Annotated in this window: 17 protein-coding genes; 9 read left to right on the forward strand and 8 right to left on the reverse strand. The window is 73.0% G+C overall.

All coding sequences use genetic code 11. The features are described 5' to 3' along the window. Nucleotides 1–43: 43 nt before the first annotated feature. Both FDA94_RS29500 and FDA94_RS29505 read left to right on the forward strand, forming a co-directional pair. Complete coding sequence (locus FDA94_RS29500) at nt 44–298, forward strand: helix-turn-helix domain-containing protein (RefSeq protein ID WP_170991183.1); 255 nt, start codon at nt 44–46, stop codon at nt 296–298. A gap of 17 nt (nt 299–315) precedes the next feature. Further along, complete coding sequence (locus tag FDA94_RS29505) at nt 316–795, forward strand: HAD domain-containing protein (protein WP_281286650.1); 480 nt, start codon at nt 316–318, stop codon at nt 793–795. A gap of 40 nt (nt 796–835) precedes the next feature. Here FDA94_RS29505 and FDA94_RS29510 read toward each other — a convergent pair whose 3' ends face one another. The 8 genes from FDA94_RS29510 to FDA94_RS29545 form a co-directional block, all read right to left on the reverse strand. Then, nucleotides 836–3,205, reverse strand: a complete 2,370-nt coding sequence (locus FDA94_RS29510; protein ID WP_137250336.1) for a Tex family protein — start codon at nt 3,203–3,205, stop codon at nt 836–838. Further along, the gene (locus FDA94_RS29515; protein ID WP_170991184.1) at nt 3,190–4,962 is read right to left on the reverse strand and encodes a WD40 domain-containing protein; all 1,773 of its coding nucleotides are present in this window, start codon (nt 4,960–4,962) and stop codon (nt 3,190–3,192) included. The genes FDA94_RS29510 and FDA94_RS29515 overlap by 16 nt, the downstream gene beginning before the upstream one ends. A gap of 62 nt (nt 4,963–5,024) precedes the next feature. Next, the gene (locus FDA94_RS29520; protein ID WP_137250338.1) at nt 5,025–5,951 is read right to left on the reverse strand and encodes an NADP-dependent oxidoreductase; all 927 of its coding nucleotides are present in this window, start codon (nt 5,949–5,951) and stop codon (nt 5,025–5,027) included. 116 nt (nt 5,952–6,067) lie between these two features. Further along, nucleotides 6,068–8,323: a glycosyl hydrolase family 18 protein gene (locus tag FDA94_RS29525; RefSeq protein ID WP_137250339.1), complete on the reverse strand. Its 2,256-nt coding sequence runs from the start codon at nt 8,321–8,323 to the stop codon at nt 6,068–6,070. A 125-nt stretch (nt 8,324–8,448) separates the two neighbouring features. Continuing rightward, the gene (locus FDA94_RS29530) at nt 8,449–9,021 is read right to left on the reverse strand and encodes a TetR/AcrR family transcriptional regulator (RefSeq protein WP_137250340.1); all 573 of its coding nucleotides are present in this window, start codon (nt 9,019–9,021) and stop codon (nt 8,449–8,451) included. Beyond that, complete coding sequence (locus FDA94_RS29535; RefSeq protein ID WP_137250341.1) at nt 9,018–9,794, reverse strand: SDR family NAD(P)-dependent oxidoreductase; 777 nt, start codon at nt 9,792–9,794, stop codon at nt 9,018–9,020. The genes FDA94_RS29530 and FDA94_RS29535 overlap by 4 nt, the downstream gene beginning before the upstream one ends. A gap of 40 nt (nt 9,795–9,834) precedes the next feature. Continuing rightward, complete coding sequence (locus tag FDA94_RS29540; RefSeq protein ID WP_137250342.1) at nt 9,835–11,436, reverse strand: RecQ family ATP-dependent DNA helicase; 1,602 nt, start codon at nt 11,434–11,436, stop codon at nt 9,835–9,837. A gap of 30 nt (nt 11,437–11,466) precedes the next feature. Continuing rightward, nucleotides 11,467–12,972: an IclR family transcriptional regulator domain-containing protein gene (locus FDA94_RS29545; protein ID WP_137250343.1), complete on the reverse strand. Its 1,506-nt coding sequence runs from the start codon at nt 12,970–12,972 to the stop codon at nt 11,467–11,469. 95 nt (nt 12,973–13,067) lie between these two features. Between FDA94_RS29545 and FDA94_RS29550 the strand changes: the two genes are divergently transcribed. From FDA94_RS29550 to FDA94_RS29580, 7 genes are read left to right on the forward strand one after another with little or no spacing between them, the layout of a single operon-like run. After that, on the forward strand, nt 13,068–13,880 hold the full coding sequence (locus FDA94_RS29550; RefSeq protein WP_137250344.1) for a CoA transferase subunit A: 813 nt from the start codon (nt 13,068–13,070) through the stop codon (nt 13,878–13,880). Next, a complete protein-coding gene (locus FDA94_RS29555) occupies nt 13,877–14,635 on the forward strand; it encodes a CoA-transferase subunit beta (protein ID WP_137250345.1) in 759 nt (252 codons plus the stop codon). The genes FDA94_RS29550 and FDA94_RS29555 overlap by 4 nt, the downstream gene beginning before the upstream one ends. After that, a complete protein-coding gene (gene pcaH, locus FDA94_RS29560; RefSeq protein WP_137250346.1) occupies nt 14,628–15,371 on the forward strand; it encodes a protocatechuate 3,4-dioxygenase subunit beta in 744 nt (247 codons plus the stop codon). Before FDA94_RS29555 ends, pcaH begins: the two co-directional genes overlap by 8 nt. Further along, complete coding sequence (gene pcaG, locus FDA94_RS29565; RefSeq protein ID WP_212735563.1) at nt 15,368–15,913, forward strand: protocatechuate 3,4-dioxygenase subunit alpha; 546 nt, start codon at nt 15,368–15,370, stop codon at nt 15,911–15,913. Before pcaH ends, pcaG begins: the two co-directional genes overlap by 4 nt. 14 nt (nt 15,914–15,927) lie before the next feature. After that, nucleotides 15,928–17,193, forward strand: a complete 1,266-nt coding sequence (locus FDA94_RS29570; protein ID WP_137250348.1) for a lyase family protein — start codon at nt 15,928–15,930, stop codon at nt 17,191–17,193. Then, nucleotides 17,174–18,274, forward strand: a complete 1,101-nt coding sequence (gene pcaDC / locus FDA94_RS29575; RefSeq protein ID WP_137250349.1) for a bifunctional 3-oxoadipate enol-lactonase/4-carboxymuconolactone decarboxylase PcaDC — start codon at nt 17,174–17,176, stop codon at nt 18,272–18,274. The genes FDA94_RS29570 and pcaDC overlap by 20 nt, the downstream gene beginning before the upstream one ends. Beyond that, nucleotides 18,271–19,422 carry a 4-hydroxybenzoate 3-monooxygenase gene (locus FDA94_RS29580; protein WP_137250350.1) on the forward strand — a complete coding sequence of 384 codons (1,152 nt, stop codon included), beginning with the start codon at nt 18,271–18,273 and terminating at the stop codon, nt 19,420–19,422. The genes pcaDC and FDA94_RS29580 overlap by 4 nt, the downstream gene beginning before the upstream one ends. Nucleotides 19,423–19,447: the final 25 nt, after the last annotated feature.

Raw genomic sequence — 19,447 nt, forward strand, 5'->3', positions numbered from 1 at the left:
ACTTATACCGGTATTGTTATCACGTGTTGCTATGATCGCGTGCATGGTCCGACCACCGCTCACCGAACTCGACCACGAACGCGGCAACCGCCTCGGCGCCCTGCTCCGTCAGGCCCGCGGCGACCGCAGCATGACCGAGGTCGCCGCCACCGCCGGCATCAGCCCCGAGACCCTCCGCAAGATCGAGACCGGCCGGGTCCCGACCCCGGCGTTCTTCACCATCGCCGCACTGGCCGCCGCGCTCGGCATCTCCCTCGACGTCCTGGCCGAGATCACCACGTCGGAGCGCGCCGCCTGACGACCGACCGGCCCCTCATCCTCCTCGACGTCGACGGGGTGCTGAACCCGCTCCGGCGGCCGGGCCCGGAGTGGGGGCCGCACACGTGCACGGCCGCCGGGCAGCCCTACCTGCTGTGGCTGAACCCGGCCCACGGCCCGCTGCTGCTGGCGCTCGCCGACGCGACCGGCGCCGATCTGGTGTGGGCGACCACCTGGCAGCACGACGCCAACGCGAGCGTCGGCCCGATCCTCGGGCTGCCCGAACTGCCGGTCATCGAGGTCGACAAGGGCCGGGGCGCCGAGGGCCCCGGCTGCTGCTGGAAGGTCCCGGCCGTCGCCGAGTACGTCGACCGCCGCCCCTTCGTCTGGTTCGACGACGACCTCGGCCGGGCCGACCGGCTCTGGCTGGAGGCCCACCCGAACGTCGGCAGGTTCCGGCTCGTCCACATCGGCTCCAGCAGGGGGATCCGCGACGCCCACTTCCGGCAGGCGCGGGCCTGGCTGACCTCGGGGTGAGGGCCGGCCATGTCGTCATGACCGGCCCTCCGGCGAAGGGTCAGCGCTTCTTGCGGCCGTCGTCGGTCAGGCCCGCGCGCCGCAGCGCCTCGGCCATCGCCCCGCTCGGGGGCGGGGACGACTGGCGGCGGTCCTGCTGGCGGGGCTGGCGCGGCTGGCGGTCCTGTCGGTCCTGGCGGGGCTGCCGGTCGCCGCGGTCCTGGCGCGGGGCCTGCTGGCGGGCCGGTTCGTCCTGCAGGCGGAGCGTCAGGGAGATCCGCTTGCGGGGGATGTCGACCTCCAGGACCTTCACCTTCACGATGTCGCCGGGCTTGACGACGTCGCGCGGGTCTTTCACGAAGGTGTTCGACATGGCCGACACGTGGACCAGCCCGTCTTGGTGGACGCCGACGTCGACGAAGGCCCCGAACGCCGCCACGTTGGTGACCACGCCTTCGAGGATCATGCCCTTCTGCAGGTCGGAGATCTTCTCGACGCCCTCCCTGAAAGCGGCCGTCTTGAACGCCGGGCGCGGGTCGCGGCCGGGCTTCTCCAGCTCACCGAGGATGTCGGTCACCGTCGGCAGGCCGAAGGCGCCGTCGACGAAGTCGGCGGGCTTCAGCGCCCGCAGCGCGGCGGTGTTGCCGATCAGGGTCCGCAGGTCGCCGCCGGTCGCCGTGAGGATCTTGCGGACCACCGGATAGGACTCGGGGTGGACGCTGGAGGCGTCGAGCGGGTCGTCGCCGCCGGGGATGCGCAGGAAGCCCGCGCACTGCTCGAACGCCTTCGGGCCCAGGCGCGGCACCTGCTTGAGCGCCGACCGCGACCGGAACGGGCCGTTGGCGTCGCGGTGCTGCACGATGTTGTCGGCCAGCGTCGAGCCGATGCCCGACACGCGCGTCAGCAGCGGGGCCGAGGCGGTGTTGACGTCGACGCCGACGGCGTTCACGCAGTCTTCGACCACCGCGTCGAGCGACCGCGAGAGCTTCTGCTCGGCCAGGTCGTGCTGGTACTGCCCGACGCCGATCGACTTGGGGTCGATCTTGACCAGCTCGGCCAGCGGGTCTTGCAGGCGGCGCGCGATCGAGACCGCGCCGCGCAGCGACACGTCGAGGCCCGGGAGCTCCTGCGAGGCGAACGCCGACGCCGAGTAGACCGACGCCCCCGCCTCGGAGACCATGATCTTCGTCACGCCGGGCATCAGCGCGACCAGTTCACCGGCGAGCTTGTCGGTCTCACGCGAGGCGGTGCCGTTGCCGATCGCGATCAGCTCGACCCCGTGCTTCTGGCAGAGCGCCCCGAGCACCGCGAGCGATTGGTCCCACTGCCGCTTGGGCTCGTGGGGGTAGATCGTGGCGGTGTCGACGACCTTGCCGGTCGCGTCGACGACGGCCACCTTCACGCCCGTGCGCAGACCGGGGTCGAGGCCCATCGTCGCCCGCGTGCCCGCCGGGGCGGCCAGCAGCAGGTCGCGCAGGTTGGCCGCGAACACCCGCACGGCCTCGTCTTCGGCCGCCTGCCACAGCCGCATCCGCAGGTCGATGCCCAGGTGGACGAGGATGCGGGTGCGCCAGGCCCACCGCACGGTGTCGGAGAGCCACTTGTCGCCCGGACGCCCCTGGTCGGAGATCCCGAACCGGGTCGCGATGCGCACCTCGAACGTCGACGGGCCCTCCCGGGGCTCCTCGGGCTCCAGCGTGAGGGAGAGCACCTCCTCCTTCTCACCCCGGAACATCGCCAGGATGCGGTGCGAGGGCAGCTTGGCGAAGGGCTCGGCGAAGTCGAAGTAGTCGGAGAACTTGGCCCCGGCCTCCTCCTTCCCCTCGCGGACGGCCGCGATCAGGCGGCCCCGGCTCCACATCGACTCGCGGAGGGTGCCGATCAGGTCGGCGTCCTCACCGAAGCGCTCGATCAGGATCGCGCGGGCGCCCTCGAGGGCCGCCGCGGCGTCGGCGACGTTCTCGCCGACGAAGCCGGCCGCCGTGGCCGCCGGGTCGAGGCCGGGGTCGGCGAGCAGCTTGTCGGCCAGCGGTTCGAGGCCGGCCTCGCGGGCGATCTGGGCCTTGGTGCGGCGCTTCGGCTTGTAGGGGAGGTAGATGTCCTCCAGCCGGGCCTTCGAGTCGGCCGCCATGATCTGCGCCTCGAGCGCGTCGTCGAGCTTGCCCTGCGACCGGATCGACTCCAGGATCGCGGCGCGGCGCTCCTCCATCTCCCGCAGGTAGCGCAGCCGCTCCTCCAGCGCGCGCAGCTGCGCGTCGTCGAGCATTTCGGTCGCTTCCTTGCGGTAGCGGGCGATGAACGGCACCGTCGCGCCGCCGTCGAGCAGATCGACGGCCGCGGCGACCTGCCGCTCACGTACGCCGAGTTCCTCGGCGATCCGCTGGTTGATCGACTGGATCACGATCTTCCTTCTCCCTAGGCTCCGGCCCATTCTGCCGGACCGGCGTGCCCGCCGAGCCTGGTCGGCCACAGCCGGGTGGTGCAGTCGTCCGAGGTGGTGGCCAGCAGATGGCCGTCGGGGTGGAAGGCGGCGCCGTTCACGGCGGAGGTGTGGCCGGTGAAGAGGCTCAGTTCCGCGCCGCTCGCGGTGTCCCAGATCTTGACGGTACGGTCACCGCCCCCGGTCGCCAGCAGGTCGCCCGTGGCGTCGAAGGCGACGGCCCGCACGTCGGAGGTGTGGCCGGTCAGCTCACGCGCCGCGCCGGTCCGCCGGTTCTCCAGCCGGACCGCGCCCCCCGGCAGGGCGGTCGCCACGAGGTGGCCGCACGCGGCCGTGGCCCCGACCACGAGGTCGTCGCCGGCGAAGACCACGCGGGTCCCCGGCTGCTCACTGAGCTGGCGGCCCATGACGGTGTCCCACGTCCGGACGGTGCCGTCGGCGCTCGCGGTGGCGATGACGTCGCCCGACGGGTGGAAGGCGACGGAGGTCACCGGGCCGGTGTGCCCGGCCAGAGGATCGCCGAAGGAGCGCCGCGTGTCGGGGTCCCAGAGCCGGACGGTGTGGTCGGCGCAGGCGGCCGCCAGCAGGTGGCCGCCCGGGTGGAAGGCCACCACCGGGCCGCCCGGCAGCGGGTCGCCGATCTGGTCGCGGGTCACCGGGTCCCACAGCCGGACCGCCCGGTCGGCGGTGGCCAGCAGATGGCCGCGCGGGTGGAAGGCCACTCCGTGGACGGGCGCGTCGTGGCCGGTCAACCGGCGGGCGACCACCGCCGAGGTCATCCGGGTCTCGAGCTCGTCGACGCGGGCGGTGAGCCGGCGGACGAGGTCGTCGCGCTCTTCGAGGCGGCGGTGCAGGTCGTCGCGGACCCGCCGGGCCACCGCGTGGGTGTGCTGGAGGGTCACCAGCGAGCGGCGCAGCCGGGCGACCTGGTCGAAGGGCTCCGTGTCGGACGGCTGGTCCGGCAGCCCGTCGACGCGCCACCGCCGGACCTCGCCCCGGTCGTCGACGCTGACCAGGAGCGACCGGCCGAGGGCCAGCGCCTGGACCGCCCCCGAATGGCCGGTCACCCGGGCGAGGGGGGTGGCGCCCAGGTCGTACAGGGAGATGGAGTCGTCCCAGTTCACGGCGGCCAGCACGTCGCCGCGGGCGGTCAGCCCGGACACCGGCTCGGGGGTGATGACCTCGTCGTCGGCGCGGGCGAGGCGGTCGGGGCCGACGATCACCAGCCGTCCGGCGAGGAAGGCGACGCCCTCGCCCGGCAGCGGGTCGCCGATCGGCTGGCCGGTGCCGGCGTCCCACAGGCGGACCGTGCCGTCCTTGGCGGCGGTGGCCAGCAGGTGCCCGGCGGGGTGGAAGGCCAGCTCGACGACCCGGCCGGTGTGGCCGGTCAGCGGGTCGCCGACCGGCATCCGGGTCACCGGGTCCCACAGGCGGACCGAGTGGTCCCAGCCCGCGCTGGCCAGCAGGTGGCCGTCGGGGTGGAAGCCGACGGCGGTCACGACGTCCTCGTGGCCCTTCAGCTCTCCGGCCGGCACCCCGGAGAGGTCCCACAGGCGGACGACGCCGTCTTCGCCCCCGGAGGCGAGCAGGTGGCCGTCGGGGTGGAAGGCCAGGGTCATCGTGTACGGAGACCCGCTCATCTCCACGCCCGTGGAGTAGCGGATGAGGCCCGTGTCGTCGGAGGTGGCGATCAGTTCGTCGCCGGGATGGAGGGCCACCCCGGCGACGGGGGCGGAATGGCCGGTCAACGGTTCGCCGAAAGGCGTGACTCGTAAGCGCATATGACCGGCAGCATTCCAGATTGTCAGGATTACGGCAGGAGAACGAGCCGTCCCCGCAGTCCGCCCTCGGCCATCCGCGTGTGCGCGGCGGCGGCCTCGGTCAGCGGATAGGTCGCGGCCACCCGGACCCTGACCTTGCCCGCGCTCACCAGCTCCACGAGCGCGTCGAGCTGGTCGCGGGCCGAGTGGGCCCACATGACCTGCGACGTGATGCCCCGGCCCTCTTCCGGTCCGCCGTCGACGACCACGGCGATGAACTGCCCGCCGTCGCGCACGGCGTCGTGGGCGGGCTGCACCAGCTTGGCCGGGTCGACGGCCGCGTCCACGCCCTCGGGCAGCAGCTCGCGGACCTTCGCGACGTCGTCGACGACGTACTGCGCGCCGAGCGCCCGCAGGTCGTCCTCGTCGGTGGCGCGCGCCAGCGCGACGACCGTGAGGCCGCGCTGGGCGGCGAGCTGCACCAGCATGCCGCCCACGCTGCCGGCGGCGCCGGTGACCAGCAGGGTCGACCCTTCGGGCAGGCCGAGGAGGTCGAGGCACTGCCACGCCGTCAGGCCCGGCAGGGGGAGGCCGGCGGCCTGCTCGGCGGGCCAGTCGGCGGGCGCGGGGGCGAGTTCGTCGACGGCGATGACCGCCTGGTCGGCGTACGGGCCGAAGTCGCGGTTGAAGCCGCCCCAGGTGGAGGCGGCCAGGACGCGGTCGCCGATCTCGACCCCGGTGACGTCCGGGCCGAGGGCCTCCACGACGCCGGCGACGTCGCAGCCCATGCCGGTCTGCTCCCGGGCCGGGGCGCCGTGCATGAGCAGGCCGCCGCCGCGGATGAACAGGTCGACGGGGTTGACCCCCGCCGCCTCGACCCTGATGCGGACCTGGCCCGGCCCCGGCTCGGGGGCCGGCGCCTCCACCGTTTCCAGGGCCTCCGGGCCCCCGTATGTCCTGACGACCACCGCGCGCATTGGTTCTCCTCCAGTGAGTCCGGGGGTCCCGAAGCTGATGATCGTAGTAGATATTTCAACCAAAAGATCAAAAAAGAAAACCCCGGGCAAAACGCCCGGGGTTCCCTCATCACCGATTAGGCGAGACCGTTTTTCATGGCCGTGATGAGTTCGCCGTTGCTCGTGTCACCGCTGAGCTCCCAGAAGAAGGAACCGCCGAGGCTCTGGTCCTTCGAATAGGTCATCTTTCCGGTGATCGTGGACGGGGTGTCGTAACTCCACCAGTTGTTTCCGCACTTGGCGTAGGCGGTCCCCGCGATGGTGCCGGTGGCCGGGCAGGTGTTCTTCAGGACCTTGTAGTCCTCGTTGCCGGCCTCGTAGGTGCCGGGCGCGGCCCCGGTCGCGGTGCCGCCCGGGGTGGCCTGGGTGACGCCGGTCCAGCCGCGGCCGTAGAAGCCGATGCCGAGCAGCAGTTTGGACGCCGGCACGCCCTTGGACTTGAGCTTCTGGATCGCGTTGTCGCTGTAGAAGCCGGCCGTCGGGATCCCGGTGTAGCTGTGCAGCGGCGAGTGCGGGGCGGTCGGGCCCTGCGCCGCGAAGGCGCCGAAGTAGTCGTAGGTCATGACGTTGTACCAGTCGAGGTACTGCGCGGCGCCGCCGTAGTCGGCCGCGTCGATCTTGCCGCCGGTGGTGCCGTCGGCGGTGATGGCCGCGGTGACCAGGTAGTTCTGGCCGAAGCGGTTGCGCAGCGCCTGCATCAGGTTCTTGAAGGACGCGAAGCCGGAGGTGTCGCAGCTCAGGCCGCAGGCGTTCGGGTACTCCCAGTCGATGTCGATGCCGTCGAACACGTCGGCCCAGCGCGGGTCCTCGACGAGGTTGTAGCAGGAGTTGGCGAAGGCGGTCGGGTTCTGGGCCGCCTGGCCGAAGCCGCCCGACCAGGTCCAGCCGCCGAAGGAGAACAGGACCTTGATGTGCGGGTACTGCTGCTTGAGCTTGCGGAGCTGGTTGAAGCTGCCGCGCAGCGGCTGGTCCCAGGTGTCGGCCACGCCGTCGACGCTCTCGGCGGCGGTGTAGGCCTTCTCGTAGTCGGCGTAGCTGTCGCCGATGGTGCACTGCCCGTTCTGGACGTTGCCGAAGGCGTAGTTGATGTGGGTCAGCTTCGCCGCCGAGCCGCTCGTGACGATGTTCTTCACGTGGTAGGCCCGCTGGTAGACGCCCCACTGGACGAAGTAGCCGAGCAGCTTCTTGTTCCCGCCGGTCCCGGTCTGGGAGGTGGTGCCGGTGACGCTGGTGGACAGGCCCGACTGGTTGTTGGCGGCGTCGCGGGCGCGGACCTGGTAGGTGTACGCGGTGTTCGCCGCGCGGCCGGTGTCGGTGTAGGAGGTGCCGGTCACGGTGGTGACGAGCGTGCCGCCCCGGTAGACCAGGTAGCCGGTCACGCCGACGTTGTCGGTCGATGCGTTCCACGACAGCGAGACGCTGTTGCTGGTCACCCCGGTCACGGTGAGGCCCCCCGGCGTCGACGGCGCGGTGGTGTCGGGGCCGCCCGTGCCGCTGGTCGTGCCGGTGACGCTGTTCGACAGGCCCGACTGGTTGCCTGCGGCGTCGCGGGCGCGCACCTGGTAGGTGTACGCGGTGCTCGCCGCGCGGCCGGTGTCGGTGAAGGTCGTGCCGGTCACGGTGGTGACCAGGGTGCCGCCCCGGTAGACGAGGTAGCCGGTGACCCCGACGTTGTCGGTCGAGGCGTTCCAGCTCAGCGAGACGCTGCTGCTGGTCACGCCGGTGACCTGGAGGTTGCCGGGCGTCGAGGGTGCGGTGGTGTCGCCGCCGCCGGTGCCGCCGGTGACCTGGACGGCCGCCACGATGGCGTAGTTGGCGCCGCCGTTCATGTTGAACTGCACGTTGAGCTGACCGTCGGAGACGGTCGCGGTGTAGGTGCGGTCGCAGGCGGTGAGCGCGCCGCAGGAGGCGAACACGTCGAAGGCCGACTGGACCACGGTGTTCTCGATCCGGATGTCGAACTTCCGCTGCCCGGCGGCGTTCGCCCAGTCCTCGACCATCTTCACGGTGACCTGGTAGGTGCCGTTGGCGACGTCGAACTTGTAGCCGCCCCAGCCGCTGAACAGCTGGTAGTTCTGGTAGAGCGCGTCGTCGGTGGTGCCGCCGATCGCGCTGCCCGTGGAGCCGGCGCCGTAGGACGTCTCGTAGCCCCAGGTGCCGCTGGAGTAGGCCTTGTCGGCGAGCCAGGCGTTGCCGCCGCCGTCGGTCAGGGCCGGTCCGTTGGCGTTGGCCCGCAGGGGCACGGTCACCGCGCCGTACGCCGCGGACTGCGCGAACATCAGGGGCAGGATCAGCGCACCGATCGCCAGTAAGAGGGTCAGGACTCTTCTCATCGAGCTACTCCACGTCCGGGGGGAAGGGGATGCGGCGGGACGCGCCGGGAACAGGAGGTTCCCGTCCAACTAATAGGAAGCTTTCCTTTTAATTACGGCGAACGTAACCCGCGTCACAGATCCCGTCAATGGGCGCGCAGGGAACGCCAGATCGGGCCGGGCAGCGCGTCGGCGGCGGCGTCCAGATCGAGCCCCGGCGCGCCCGCCAGCACCCGGCGCGTGGTCTCGGCGAGGGGCCCGATGAGCAGCATCTCGATCAGCGCCGGAGGCAGGTCGGCGATCTCCCCAGCGGTGACGCGCGGCGCGAACCAGGCCGTCAGGCGGTCCATCAGGGGCGCCTTGCGGGCCGCGACGGCGGCGGCGTGCGGCTCGATGAGCGGCGCGGCGTGGATGAACCGGGCCCGCGCGGTCTCGTCGCGGGCGAACGCGAGATAGGCGCGCACGATCGCGCGCACCCCCTCCTCGGTGCTGTCGGCCCGCTCGACCGCCTCGATGAGGCCGGTCAGCAGGTCGTCCATGCACTCGGAGTAGAGGGCGGCGGCCAGCCCGTCGAAGCTGCCGAAGTGGTGGTAGAGGCTGCCCATGCTGACGCCGCTGCGCGAGGTCACCGCGCGCAGGGTGAAGTCGCCGGCGGTGAACGCCTCCAGGGCCGTGTCGAGCAGCCTGCGGATCGTGGCCTCGCTGCGGGCCTGCCTCACGCGATTCCCGACAGCTTCTCCGCCTGCTCCCACAACCGCAGGCCCAGCTCCCGGTCGACGTGCATCGGGATCTCCTCGAACTCGTTGAAGTAGCGGCCGGTGGTCGACCCTTCGGTCAGCGCGACCACCGGGGCCGCGCCCTGGTCGGGAGTCTTCCAGAACCGCTTGGCCGCTTTGAGCAGCAGCCCGACCGGCCCGCTCCGCGCGCCCAGCCCGGTGTTGATCACCCCGGGGTGGACGGCGTCGATCGTCCCGCCGCGCGCCCGCCAGCGTTCGGCGAACAGCGGCAGCACGGCCACGTTGCAGAGCTTGGTGTCGGCGTAGGTGCGCAGGGGATGGAAGTCCGCGCCGTGGGGGGTCCGGCCGGGATCGGCCTTCCCCTTCACGTAGAGGCCCGCGCTGACCTGCACGACCCGCGCGAGGCGGTCTTCGAGGAGGCGGTTCAGGGTGAACGGCGCGAGGTGGTTGACCGCGAACGACTCCTCCAGGCCGTCGGGCGTGAGGGTCAGCCGCGAGGGCCACAGGCCCGCGTTGTGGACCAGCACGTCGATGCGCGGGCAGACCTCGGCCAGCCGCTCGGCCACGCCCCGCATGCCCGCGACCGTCGACAGGTCGCCGACGACGAGCTCGGCCTCGCCGGGCAGCGACCGGAGGGCCTGCTCTCCCCGGGCGGCGTCGCGGGCGACGACGACCACCCGGTGTCCTCGGCGCGCGAGTTCGGCGCTGACGGCGTACCCGATTCCCCGGTTTCCCCCGGTGACCACCACGTTCATGGCCGGAGCATAAATTAGAGCAAATCTTTAGAGCAAATCTCTAGATTCGGCGGAGGAGGCCGTCGACGGCGGCCAGGGCCAGCGTCTTGTAGCCGACGGAGTCGAACAGGACGGTCACCCGGTCGGGGTCGGCGCTCATCACCGTTCCCGCGCCCCACGCGGTGTGCTCGACCTTCGACTGGAGCGGGAAGGGGCCGTCGTCCACGTCGGGGACCGCTTCCTGGACGACTCCGCGGCAGGTGTCGCAGGTGCCGCAGGAGCGGCCGTAGGGTTCGCCGAAGTACTCCAGGAGGAAGCGGCGGCGGCAGCCGGTCGTCTCGGCGTAGGAGCGCATCATGTCGAGGCGCGACTCGTCGACGCGGTGGCGTACCTCGTCGAGTTCGACGGCCTTCTCGACGGCCCGTTCGGCGGTGAGGCGCTTCCTGGCCCAGCGCAGTTCGCCGGGGACCAGCGCGCCCGCGCGCTCCAGCAGGTTGGCCAGGGCGGTCAGCCGGGTGGTGCCGACGCCGAGCAGGTCGCGCAGTTCGCCGGCCGGCACCAAGCCGCCGTGCTCGCGGACCAATACCGCGATGCGCAGCAGGAGTTCGGGGTCGGCCCGGCCGCCGGTCTGGAAGCGCCGCAGGCCCAGGTCCTCGGGGCGGTAGAACAGGATCGCCTCGGCGGGGCGGCCGTCCCGTCCGGCGCGGCCGATCTCCTGGTAGTAGGAGTCGGGCGACTCCGGCGGGCCCGCGTGCAGCACCCGGCGCACGTCGGGGCGGTCGATGCCCATGCCGAAGGCGGAGGTCGCCACGACCACGTCCAGCTCGCCGGCGGCGAACCGCGCGTGGGTGCGGTTGCGGTCGGCCGTCTTCAGCCCGGCGTGGTACGGCTCGGCCCGCTTGCCCTCCAGCAGGGCGCAGTACTCCTCGGCGTCCCGCCGGGTCGGCACGTAGATCAGCGTCAGGCCCTCTGCGGCGAGGGCGTGCTCGACCAGGGCCCGGCGGCGGTCGTCCTCGGAGGTGAACCGCCGGGCCGACAGGGTCAGGTTCGGCCGGTCGAAGCCGCGCACGATCTCCACCGGGTTCCGCAGGCCCAGCGACCGGACGATCTCGGCCCGCACGTTAGGCGCCGCCGTCGCGGTCAGCGCCACCACCGGCGGATGGCCCAGCTTCTCGATGACCTGGCCGAGCCGCAGGTAGTCGGGCCGGAAGTCGTGTCCCCACGACGACACGCAGTGGGCCTCGTCGATCGCGATCAGCGACGGCCGGGCCGCCGCCAGGCGCTCCACCACCTCGGGCTTGGCCAGCTGCTCCGGTGACAGGAACACGAACTCGGCCGTCCCGGCGGTGACCTGGTCGAGGCCCTTGTCGACCGACTGCGTGGAGTTGACCGCCACCGCGCCGGTGCCCGCCTTCAGCAGGCTCATCACCTGGTCGCGCTGCAACGCGATCAGCGGCGACACCACGATCGTCGGGCCGTCGAGCAGCAGGGCGGGCACCTGGTAGACGGCCGACTTGCCGCCCCCGGTCGGCATCACCAGCAGCACGTCGCGCCCGGCGACCAGATGCCGCATGGCCTCCTTCTGACCGGGCCGCAGCCCCTGCCAGCCGAACACGCGCCGGGCCGTCGACCCGAGCCGGAACCTCGCGAACGCTCTCCTCATGGCCGCCCTCTATGCCCGGCCCGGGGGACTTCAGGCCGGTCGGGCCGGGGTTCGTGCGGTGACCAGCGCCAGATCGGTCTCGACGGCGTGCGCGGTGGCCTGGAGATGGGCCAGCAGACCGGGCCTGACCTGGCCGGTCGTGGCGACGTTCACCGCGGCGACCACCTTGCCGTCGCGGTCGTGGATCGGCACGGCCAGCGCCCGCAGTCCCTCTTCGAGCTCGTCCTCGACGATCGCGTAGCCGTCGGCGCGGGCCCGCCGGATCAGCGCCCGCAGCCGTTCGGGGTCGGTCACGGTGCGGGGCGTCAGCGCCACCGGCCGGCCCAGGTCGGCGTCGTCGGCCAGCAGGACCCGGCCCATCGACGTGGCGTAGGCCGGGAACCGGGTGCCGACCGTGATGTCCACACTCATGATCTTGTACGCCGGCGCCCGCGCCACATAGCGGATGTCGGTCCCGTCGAGCACGGCCACCGACGCCGACTCGCCCACCGCCTCGGCCAGCGCGGTCAGGTGGGGCGTGGCGAGCTCGCCCAGCGTCAGCGCCGACAGGCGGGCGTACCCCAGCTCCAGGACCTTCGGCAGCGCGACGAACCGGTTGCCCGCCTTCACCGCGTAGCCGAGCTCGACCAAAGTCAGCAGCGCCCGCCGGGCGGTCGCCCGCGCCAGCCCGGTGGCCTCGGCGACCTCTGACAGGGTCCCGCCGAGCGCGGTCAGCACCGCCAGCCCCCGGGCCAGCGACTGGACCGGGGTGTCATCGGGGATCTCGATCGGGGTCGGCGGCGCGGGCGCGCGGGCGGCCAGCAGGCGTTCCATGCGGGCGGTGTCGAGCCGGGGGAGGGCCAGCGCGGCCAGCGACTCGACGGTGTGCCTGCTGCGGTGGGAGACCACGCTGACCGCGCACACCACCCGGCCGCGCGAGCGCACGGGGACGGCGACCGCGATCAGGCCCGGCTCGATGAGCTGGTCGTCGCGGGCCCAGCCCGCGTCGAGCGCGGCCTTGGCCCGGTCGCGGAACTCCGGCTCGCCCGCCGGGTCGGCGGCGACCACCGTCTCCGGCCGGGCCGCCCGCCAGCGGGCCCAGCCGGCCTCGGTCCACTCGGCGGCCAGCAGCGCCCCCGCCGCGCAGCGTTCGGCCGGGACCAGGTCGCCCACCCGGAAGGTCAGCGAGCGGCTGCGCCGCCGGGGGAGCTGGGTGACGAACCGGACGGCCGTGCCGTCGGCCACCGCCAGCGACACCGACTCGTCGAGGTCCTCCGCCAGTCGGGCCGCCTCGGGTCCCAGCGCGTCGGGGACGCCGCTGCCCGACAGGTAGGTGTTCCCGACGGCCAGGACGCGGGGCGTCAGCCGTACCGAACGATCGGGCCCGGCCGGACGGGCCAGCCCCATCGCGACGAGGGTCGCCAGCACCCGGTCGACGGTCGAGCGGGCCAGCCCGGTGGCGCGGGTCAGCTCGCTCGGACGGCACGGCCCGCCGTCGGCCATCGCCCGCAGCACGACCAGCCCGCGCTCCAGCGGCCCCACGACTGCCTCGGTCATTGACACACGTCCAAAGGGGGTAGCAGACTCCTGAACTACGTCAAATGTGAACAATAGTTCATCAGGCGAACAAGTCCACTCCGAACAGGGAGAACATGGCGGAGATCCGTAGCCTGCGGGACGCGGTGGCCGGGCTCGTCCACTCCGGCGACACCGTGGCGATGGAGGGGTTCACCCACCTCATCCCGTTCGCCGCCGCGCACGAGATGATCCGGCAGCGGGTGACCGATCTCACCCTCGTCCGGATGACCCCCGACGTCATCTACGACCAGCTCATCGGCATGGGCGCGGCCCGCAAGCTGGTCTTCTCGTGGGGCGGCAACCCCGGCGTGGGCTCGCTGCACCGCTTCCGCGACGCCGTCGAGAACGGCTGGCCGCGCCCGCTCGAACTCGACGAGCACAGCCACGCCGGCATGGCCAACCGCTACGTCGCCGGGGCGTCCCGGCTGCCGTTCGCGGTGCTGCGCGGCTACCGGGGGAGCGACCTGCCGTCGCGGTCGGAGACGATCTCGACCGTGGTGTGCCCCTTCACCGGCGAGGAACTCGCGGCCGTCGCCGCGATCAACCCCGACGTGACCGTCATCCACGCCCAGCGCGCCGACCGCGACGGGAACGTGCAGCTGTGGGGGCTGGTCGGCGTCCAGAAGGAGGCCGCGCTGGCCGCCTCCCGGGTGCTCGTGACGGTCGAGGAGATCGTGGACGACCTGACGCCCGCCCCCGGCGCGGTGGTACTGCCGTCGTGGACGGTCGACGCGGTCGCCGTGGCCCCCAACGGGGCCCACCCCTCCTACGCGGCCGGCTACACCGTCCGCGACAACGGCTTCTACCAGTCGTGGGACGCCGTCTCCCGCGACCGCGACACCTTCCTGCGCTGGATGGACGAGCACGTCCTGGAGGAGGCCCGATGACCTGGACCTCCGACGAGCTGATGACCGTCAACGCCGCCCGCGCCCTGGCCGGGGCCCGCACCTGCTTCGTCGGCATCGGCCTGCCCAGCGCCGCCGCCAACCTGGCCCGGCGGACCATCGAACCGAGGCTGGTGCTCATCTACGAGTCGGGCACCCTCGGCTCCAAGCCGTCGCGGCTGCCGCTGTCGATCGGCGACGGCGAACTCGCCGACACGGCCGACGCCGTGGTGTCGGTGCCGGAGATCTTCAACTACTGGCTCCAGGCCGGGCGGATCGACGTCGGCTTCCTCGGCGCGGCCCAGGTCGACCGGTTCGCCAACGTCAACACGACCGTCATCGACCGGGGGCCGGGCCGTCCCGAGGGGCGCCTGCCGGGCGCGGGCGGCGCGCCGGAGATCGCCGCGAGCTGCGGGAAGGTGCTGCTGGTGCTGCGCCACTCGACCCGGAACCTGGTCGGCAAGCTCGACTTCGTCACCACCGTCGGGCACGGCGACGGGCCCGGGTCGCGCGCCCGGCTCGGCCTGCCCGGCGCCGGTCCGGTCGCCGTGATCACCGACCTCGGGATCCTGCGCCCCGACCCGGAGACCGCCGAGCTCACGCTCACCGACGTGCACCCCGGCACCACCCCCGACCAGGCCGTCGCCGCCACCGGCTGGCCCCTCGCCGTCGCCGCCGACCTGCGCGTCACCGAACCCCCCACTGAGGCGGAGCTGACCGCCCTGCGCCGCCTCGCCCAAGGAGCACCCGATGCCTGAACCGCTGTCCCAGGAGACGATCTCCCGGGAGATCGCCGAGCTGGCCGCGAGGTCAGACGGGGCCGACCACCCCGCGCGCGACTACCCGCCCTACCGCTCCAGCGGCCTGCGGCACCCGCACCGGCCGCTCGTCGCCCCGCCCGAGGCCTACGCCGAGCTGCGCGGGCCCGTCTTCGGGGCGAGCGACGTCACCCCGCTCGACGCCGACCTCACCCGGCAGCACGCCGGGGAGCCGCTCGGGGAGCGCATCACCGTCACCGGCCGGGTCACCGACCGCGACGGCCGCCCGGTGCGCGGGCAGCTGGTGGAGGTCTGGCAGGCCAACGCCTCCGGCCGCTACCCGCACCAGCGCGACCAGCACCCCGCGCCGCTCGACCCCAACTTCACCGGCACCGGCCGCTGCCTGACCGACGCCGACGGCCGCTACGCCTTCACCACGATCAAGCCCGGCGCCTACCCGTGGAAGAACCACGTCAACGCGTGGCGGCCGGCCCACATCCACTTCTCGGTCTTCGGCACCGCCTTCGCCCAGCGCCTGGTCACCCAGATGTACTTCCCGGGCGACCCGCTGTTCCCGTACGACCCGATCCTCCAGTCGGTGACCGACGACAAGGCCCGCGAGCGGCTCGTCGCGGCCTACGACCACGAGCTCTCCCAGCCGGAGTGGAGCCTGGGGTACAGATGGGACATCGTCCTCGACGGCCCGTCGGCGACCTGGATGGAGGAAGGCCGATGAGACCCACCCCTTCGCAGACCGTGGGCCCCTTCTACGGCTACGCTCTGCCCTTCCGCGGCGGCGGCGACCTGGTCCCCTCGGGCCATCCGGGGGCGATCTCCGTCCACGGGTACGTCTACGACGGCGCGGGCGACCCGATCCCCGACGCGCTGCTGGAGTTCTGGCAGGCCGACGCCGCCGGGAACCTCGACGGCAAGCCGGGCTCGATGCGCCGCGACGAGGTCGACGGCTCGTTCGCCGGCCGCGACGGGGTGACCTTCACCGGGTTCGCCCGCGTGGCCACCGACCTCGACGGACACTGGACGCTGCGCACGGTCCGGCCCGGCGGGGCGCCCTACATCGCGGTGTGCGTGTTCGCCCGGGGCCTGCTGCACCACCTGTACACCCGCCTCTACCTCGACGACGGCGACGACGCCCTGCTGGCCTCGCTCCCCGCCGACCGGCGCGCGACCCTGGTCGCCGCTCCCGAGCGGGACGGGGTGTACCGCTTCGACATCCGCCTCCAGGGCGAGGGCGAGACGGTCTTCCTCGACCTGGGCTGAACCCGGAGGCTCTCGTGATCACCGGTGACGGGCTCCTCGGCCCGGCCTGGTCCGGCACCCCGGCCGACGGGGCGACCGCCGACCCGGCCGTCCTCCGCGCCCTGCTCGACGCGGAGGCGGCACTGGCCCGCGCCCAGAACCGCCCCGACCTGGCCGACGCCATCGCGTCGGCGGAGGTCGGAGACCTCGGGCACGGCGGCGGGAATCCCGTGATCCCGCTGGTCAAGGCGCTGCCCGAAGGCGCCCACGACGGCGCGACCAGCCAGGACGTCCTGGACACCGCGCTGATGCTGGTCGCGGCGCGGGCCCGGCGGCTGGTCCTGCTCGACCTCGCCTCGGCCGCCGGGGCGCTGGCGGAGCTGGCGCGGGAGTACCGGGACACCCCGATGCCCGGCCGCACCCTCACCCAGCACGCCGTGCCGACGACGTTCGGCCTCAAGGCGGCCGGGTGGCGGTCGCTGGTGCTCGACGCCTACGAGCGGCTCGGCGCGGTGACCCTGCCCGCGCAGCTCGGCGGCGCCGGGGGCACCCTGGCCACGCTCTCGGTCCCGCTCATGGAGCGGTTCGCCCGGGAGGTCGGGCTGGCGGCGCCGCTCCTGCCCTGGCACGTGCTGCGCACCCCGGTCGCCGACCTCGCCGGGGCGCTGGCGTTCTGCTGCGGGGCGCTCGGCAAGATCGCGGCCGACGTCCTGGTGCTGTCGCGTACGGAGATCGGCGAGGTCACCGAGGGATCGGGCGGCGGCTCGTCGGCGATGCCGCACAAGAGCAACCCCGTTCACGCCACCCTGATCGCCGCCTGCGCCCGCCAGGCTCCGTCCCTGGCCGCGATCCTCTACGGCGCGATGGCCGCCGAGGACGAACGCCCGGCCGGCGCCTGGCACGCCGAATGGGAACCGTTGCGGACCCTGCTGCGCCTGGCCGGGGGAGCGGCGTGGCACGCCGCCGCGCTGACGGGGGGCCTGCGGGTCCATCCGGCCCGGATGCGGGAGAACCTGTCGCTGACCGGCGGCCTGATCGTCGCCGAACGCGTCATGGGCGAGCTGTCACGGCAGCTCGGCAAGAAGGCGGCCCGGGAACTCCTCGAAACCGCCTCCCGCGACGCGGCCCGCCTCCGGATGCCCCTGCGCCAGGCCGTGGAGACCGCCCTCGCGAACACCGAGACATCCGTCGACGCCGGGCTTTTCGATCCCACCGGCTATTCCGGTGCCGCAGGGGAACTCGTCGATCGAGCTCTCGACCGTCCCCTCAAGGAGATCGCCGATGTTGAACTTCCGCGTTGACGGGCCCGCGCACGCGCCCGCGCTGATCCTCGGCCCGTCACTGGGCACCTCGCTCCGGGTCTGGGACGCCCAGGCCGCCGCCCTGTCGCGGCACTTCAAAATCATCCGGTACGACCTCCCCGGCCACGGCGCGTCCCCGGTCGTCCAGGGAGCGACCTCGATGGAGTCGCTGGCCGCGCTCGTGATCGGCGTCGCCGACGCGGCGGGGGCGGACGCCTTCCACTACGCCGGGATCTCCCTGGGCGGCGCGATCGGCGCGTGGCTGGCGCTGCGCCACCCCGACCGGGTGCTGTCCCTGACGATGGTCTGCTCGGCCGCCAAGTTCGGCACCGAGGAGAGCTGGCACGAGCGCTCCGCCCTGGTGCGCGGCGAGGGCACCCGCGCCCTCGCCGACCTGGCGTGGGGCCGCTGGTTCACCCCGGACGCCGACAAGGACGCCGCCCAGGCCATGATCGACGACCTGCTGGCCGCCGAAGACGAGGGCTACGCCGAGTGCTGCGAGGCCCTGTCGGGCTACGACATCCGCGCCGAGCTCCCGGCCGTCACCGCCCCGACCCTCGTCATCGCCGGCCGCGACGACCCCGCCGTCCCCCCGGCCGTGGCGCGGGAACTGGCCGACGGCATCCCGGGCGCGACCCTCCACGAGCTCCCCGGCGCCGCCCACCTGGCCCCGGTGGAGCGGCCCGACGCCGTCCTGGCGGCGATGCGCGCCCACCTGCCCCAGGCCGACGGGATGACGGTCCGCCGGGCGGTGCTGGGCGACGAGCACGTCGACCGGGCGGTCGCGAACACCACCGGCTTCACCGCCGACTTCCAGGACCTCATCACCCGGTACGCCTGGGGCGAGATCTGGACCCGCCCGGGTCTCGACCGCAGGACCCGCAGCTGCGTCACGCTCACCGCACTGGTCGCGGGCGGCCACCTCGACGAGCTGGCCATGCACGTCAGAGCCGCGATCCGCAACGGTCTCACGCCAGACGAGATCAAGGAAGTCCTCCTCCAGACCGCGATCTACTGCGGCGTCCCGGCCGCCAACGCCGCCTTCGCCGTCGCCCAACGCACGCTAGGGAGCCTGGAATGACCCACACCACGGTCGCGATCATCGGCGGCGGCCCGGCGGGCCTGCTGCTGGCCCGGATGCTGCACAACGCCGGGATCGACTCCGTCGTGCTGGAGAGCCGCGACCGCGCCTACGTCGAGCAGCGCCAGCGCGCCGGCATGCTCGAACAGGGCACGGTCGACGCGCTGCGCGAGTGCGGCGCCGCCGCGCGCATGGAGCGCGAGGGGCTCCCGCACAACGGCATCGAGCTGCGGTTCGACCGGCGGGCCCACCGCCTCGACTTCCCTGCCCTGACCGGCGGCAGCTCCGTCATGATCTACGCCCAGACCGAGATCGTGAAGGACCTGGTCGCCCTCCAGCTCGACGAGGGCGGCCCGCTTTTGTTCGAGGCCCAGGCGACCGGCCTCGGCGACGGCTACGTCACCTACCGCCACGAAGGCCAGGAGAAGACCCTGACCTGCGACGTCATCGTGGGCGCCGACGGCTTCCACGGCATCTCGCGGGCCGCCGTGCCGTCGGGCCGGGTTTACGAGGCCGACTACCCCTACTCGTGGCTCGGCGTGCTGGCCGACGTCGCCCCCTCGACCGACGAGCTCATCTACGCCCACTCGCCGCGCGGCTTCGCGCTGCACAGCATGCGCTCCCCGACGGTCAGCCGCCTCTACCTGCAGGTTCCCAACGACACCGACCCCGCGGACTGGGATGACGAGCAGATCTGGGACGAGCTCGACCTGCGGTTCGCGATCGACGGCGACTGGAAGCTCGCCCGGGGCCCGATCACGGCCAAGGCCGTCACCCCGATGCGCAGCTTCGTCACCGAGCCGATGCGCCACGGCCGTCTGTTCCTGGCCGGCGACGCCGCCCACATCGTGCCGCCGACGGGCGCCAAGGGCCTCAACCTTGCCGTCGCCGACGTGGTGGTGCTCGCGCGGGCGCTGGAGCACTGGCGGCGTACCGGCAAGGACGACCTGCTCGACGACTACGGCGACATCTGCCTGCGGCGGGTCTGGCGGGCCGAGCACTTCTCCTGGTTCATGACCACGATGCTGCACCTGGCGCCCGGCCAGTCCGACTACGAGACCCGGCTCCAGCTGGCCCAGCTCCACCGCATCGCGACCTCCGAGGCCGCGGCGGCGGAGCTGGCGCTCAACTACACCGGGACGGTGTGAGAAATACGCCCGATATACGGCCCCT

This window comes from Herbidospora galbida (assembly GCF_005233835.1).
Classification (GTDB): Bacteria; Actinomycetota; Actinomycetes; order Streptosporangiales; family Streptosporangiaceae; genus Herbidospora; species Herbidospora galbida.

What these genes read in the sequence shown, in the direction of transcription:
- FDA94_RS29550 (WP_137250344.1), top strand. Translation starts at nt 13,068, where the DNA reads ATGGCGGAGATCCGTAGCCTGCGGGACGCGGTGGCCGGGCTCGTCCAC.
- FDA94_RS29525 (WP_137250339.1), bottom strand. Translation starts at nt 8,323, where the DNA reads ATGAGAAGAGTCCTGACCCTCTTACTGGCGATCGGTGCGCTGATCCTG.
- FDA94_RS29520 (WP_137250338.1), bottom strand. Translation starts at nt 5,951, where the DNA reads ATGCGCGCGGTGGTCGTCAGGACATACGGGGGCCCGGAGGCCCTGGAA.
- FDA94_RS29545 (WP_137250343.1), bottom strand. Translation starts at nt 12,972, where the DNA reads ATGACCGAGGCAGTCGTGGGGCCGCTGGAGCGCGGGCTGGTCGTGCTG.
- FDA94_RS29510 (WP_137250336.1), bottom strand. Translation starts at nt 3,205, where the DNA reads ATGGGCCGGAGCCTAGGGAGAAGGAAGATCGTGATCCAGTCGATCAAC.
- FDA94_RS29540 (WP_137250342.1), bottom strand. Translation starts at nt 11,436, where the DNA reads ATGAGGAGAGCGTTCGCGAGGTTCCGGCTCGGGTCGACGGCCCGGCGC.
- pcaDC (WP_137250349.1), top strand. Translation starts at nt 17,174, where the DNA reads ATGTTGAACTTCCGCGTTGACGGGCCCGCGCACGCGCCCGCGCTGATC.
- pcaH (WP_137250346.1), top strand. Translation starts at nt 14,628, where the DNA reads ATGCCTGAACCGCTGTCCCAGGAGACGATCTCCCGGGAGATCGCCGAG.
- FDA94_RS29535 (WP_137250341.1), bottom strand. Translation starts at nt 9,794, where the DNA reads ATGAACGTGGTGGTCACCGGGGGAAACCGGGGAATCGGGTACGCCGTC.
- FDA94_RS29580 (WP_137250350.1), top strand. Translation starts at nt 18,271, where the DNA reads ATGACCCACACCACGGTCGCGATCATCGGCGGCGGCCCGGCGGGCCTG.
- pcaG (WP_212735563.1), top strand. Translation starts at nt 15,368, where the DNA reads ATGAGACCCACCCCTTCGCAGACCGTGGGCCCCTTCTACGGCTACGCT.
- FDA94_RS29555 (WP_137250345.1), top strand. Translation starts at nt 13,877, where the DNA reads ATGACCTGGACCTCCGACGAGCTGATGACCGTCAACGCCGCCCGCGCC.
- FDA94_RS29500 (WP_170991183.1), top strand. Translation starts at nt 44, where the DNA reads ATGGTCCGACCACCGCTCACCGAACTCGACCACGAACGCGGCAACCGC.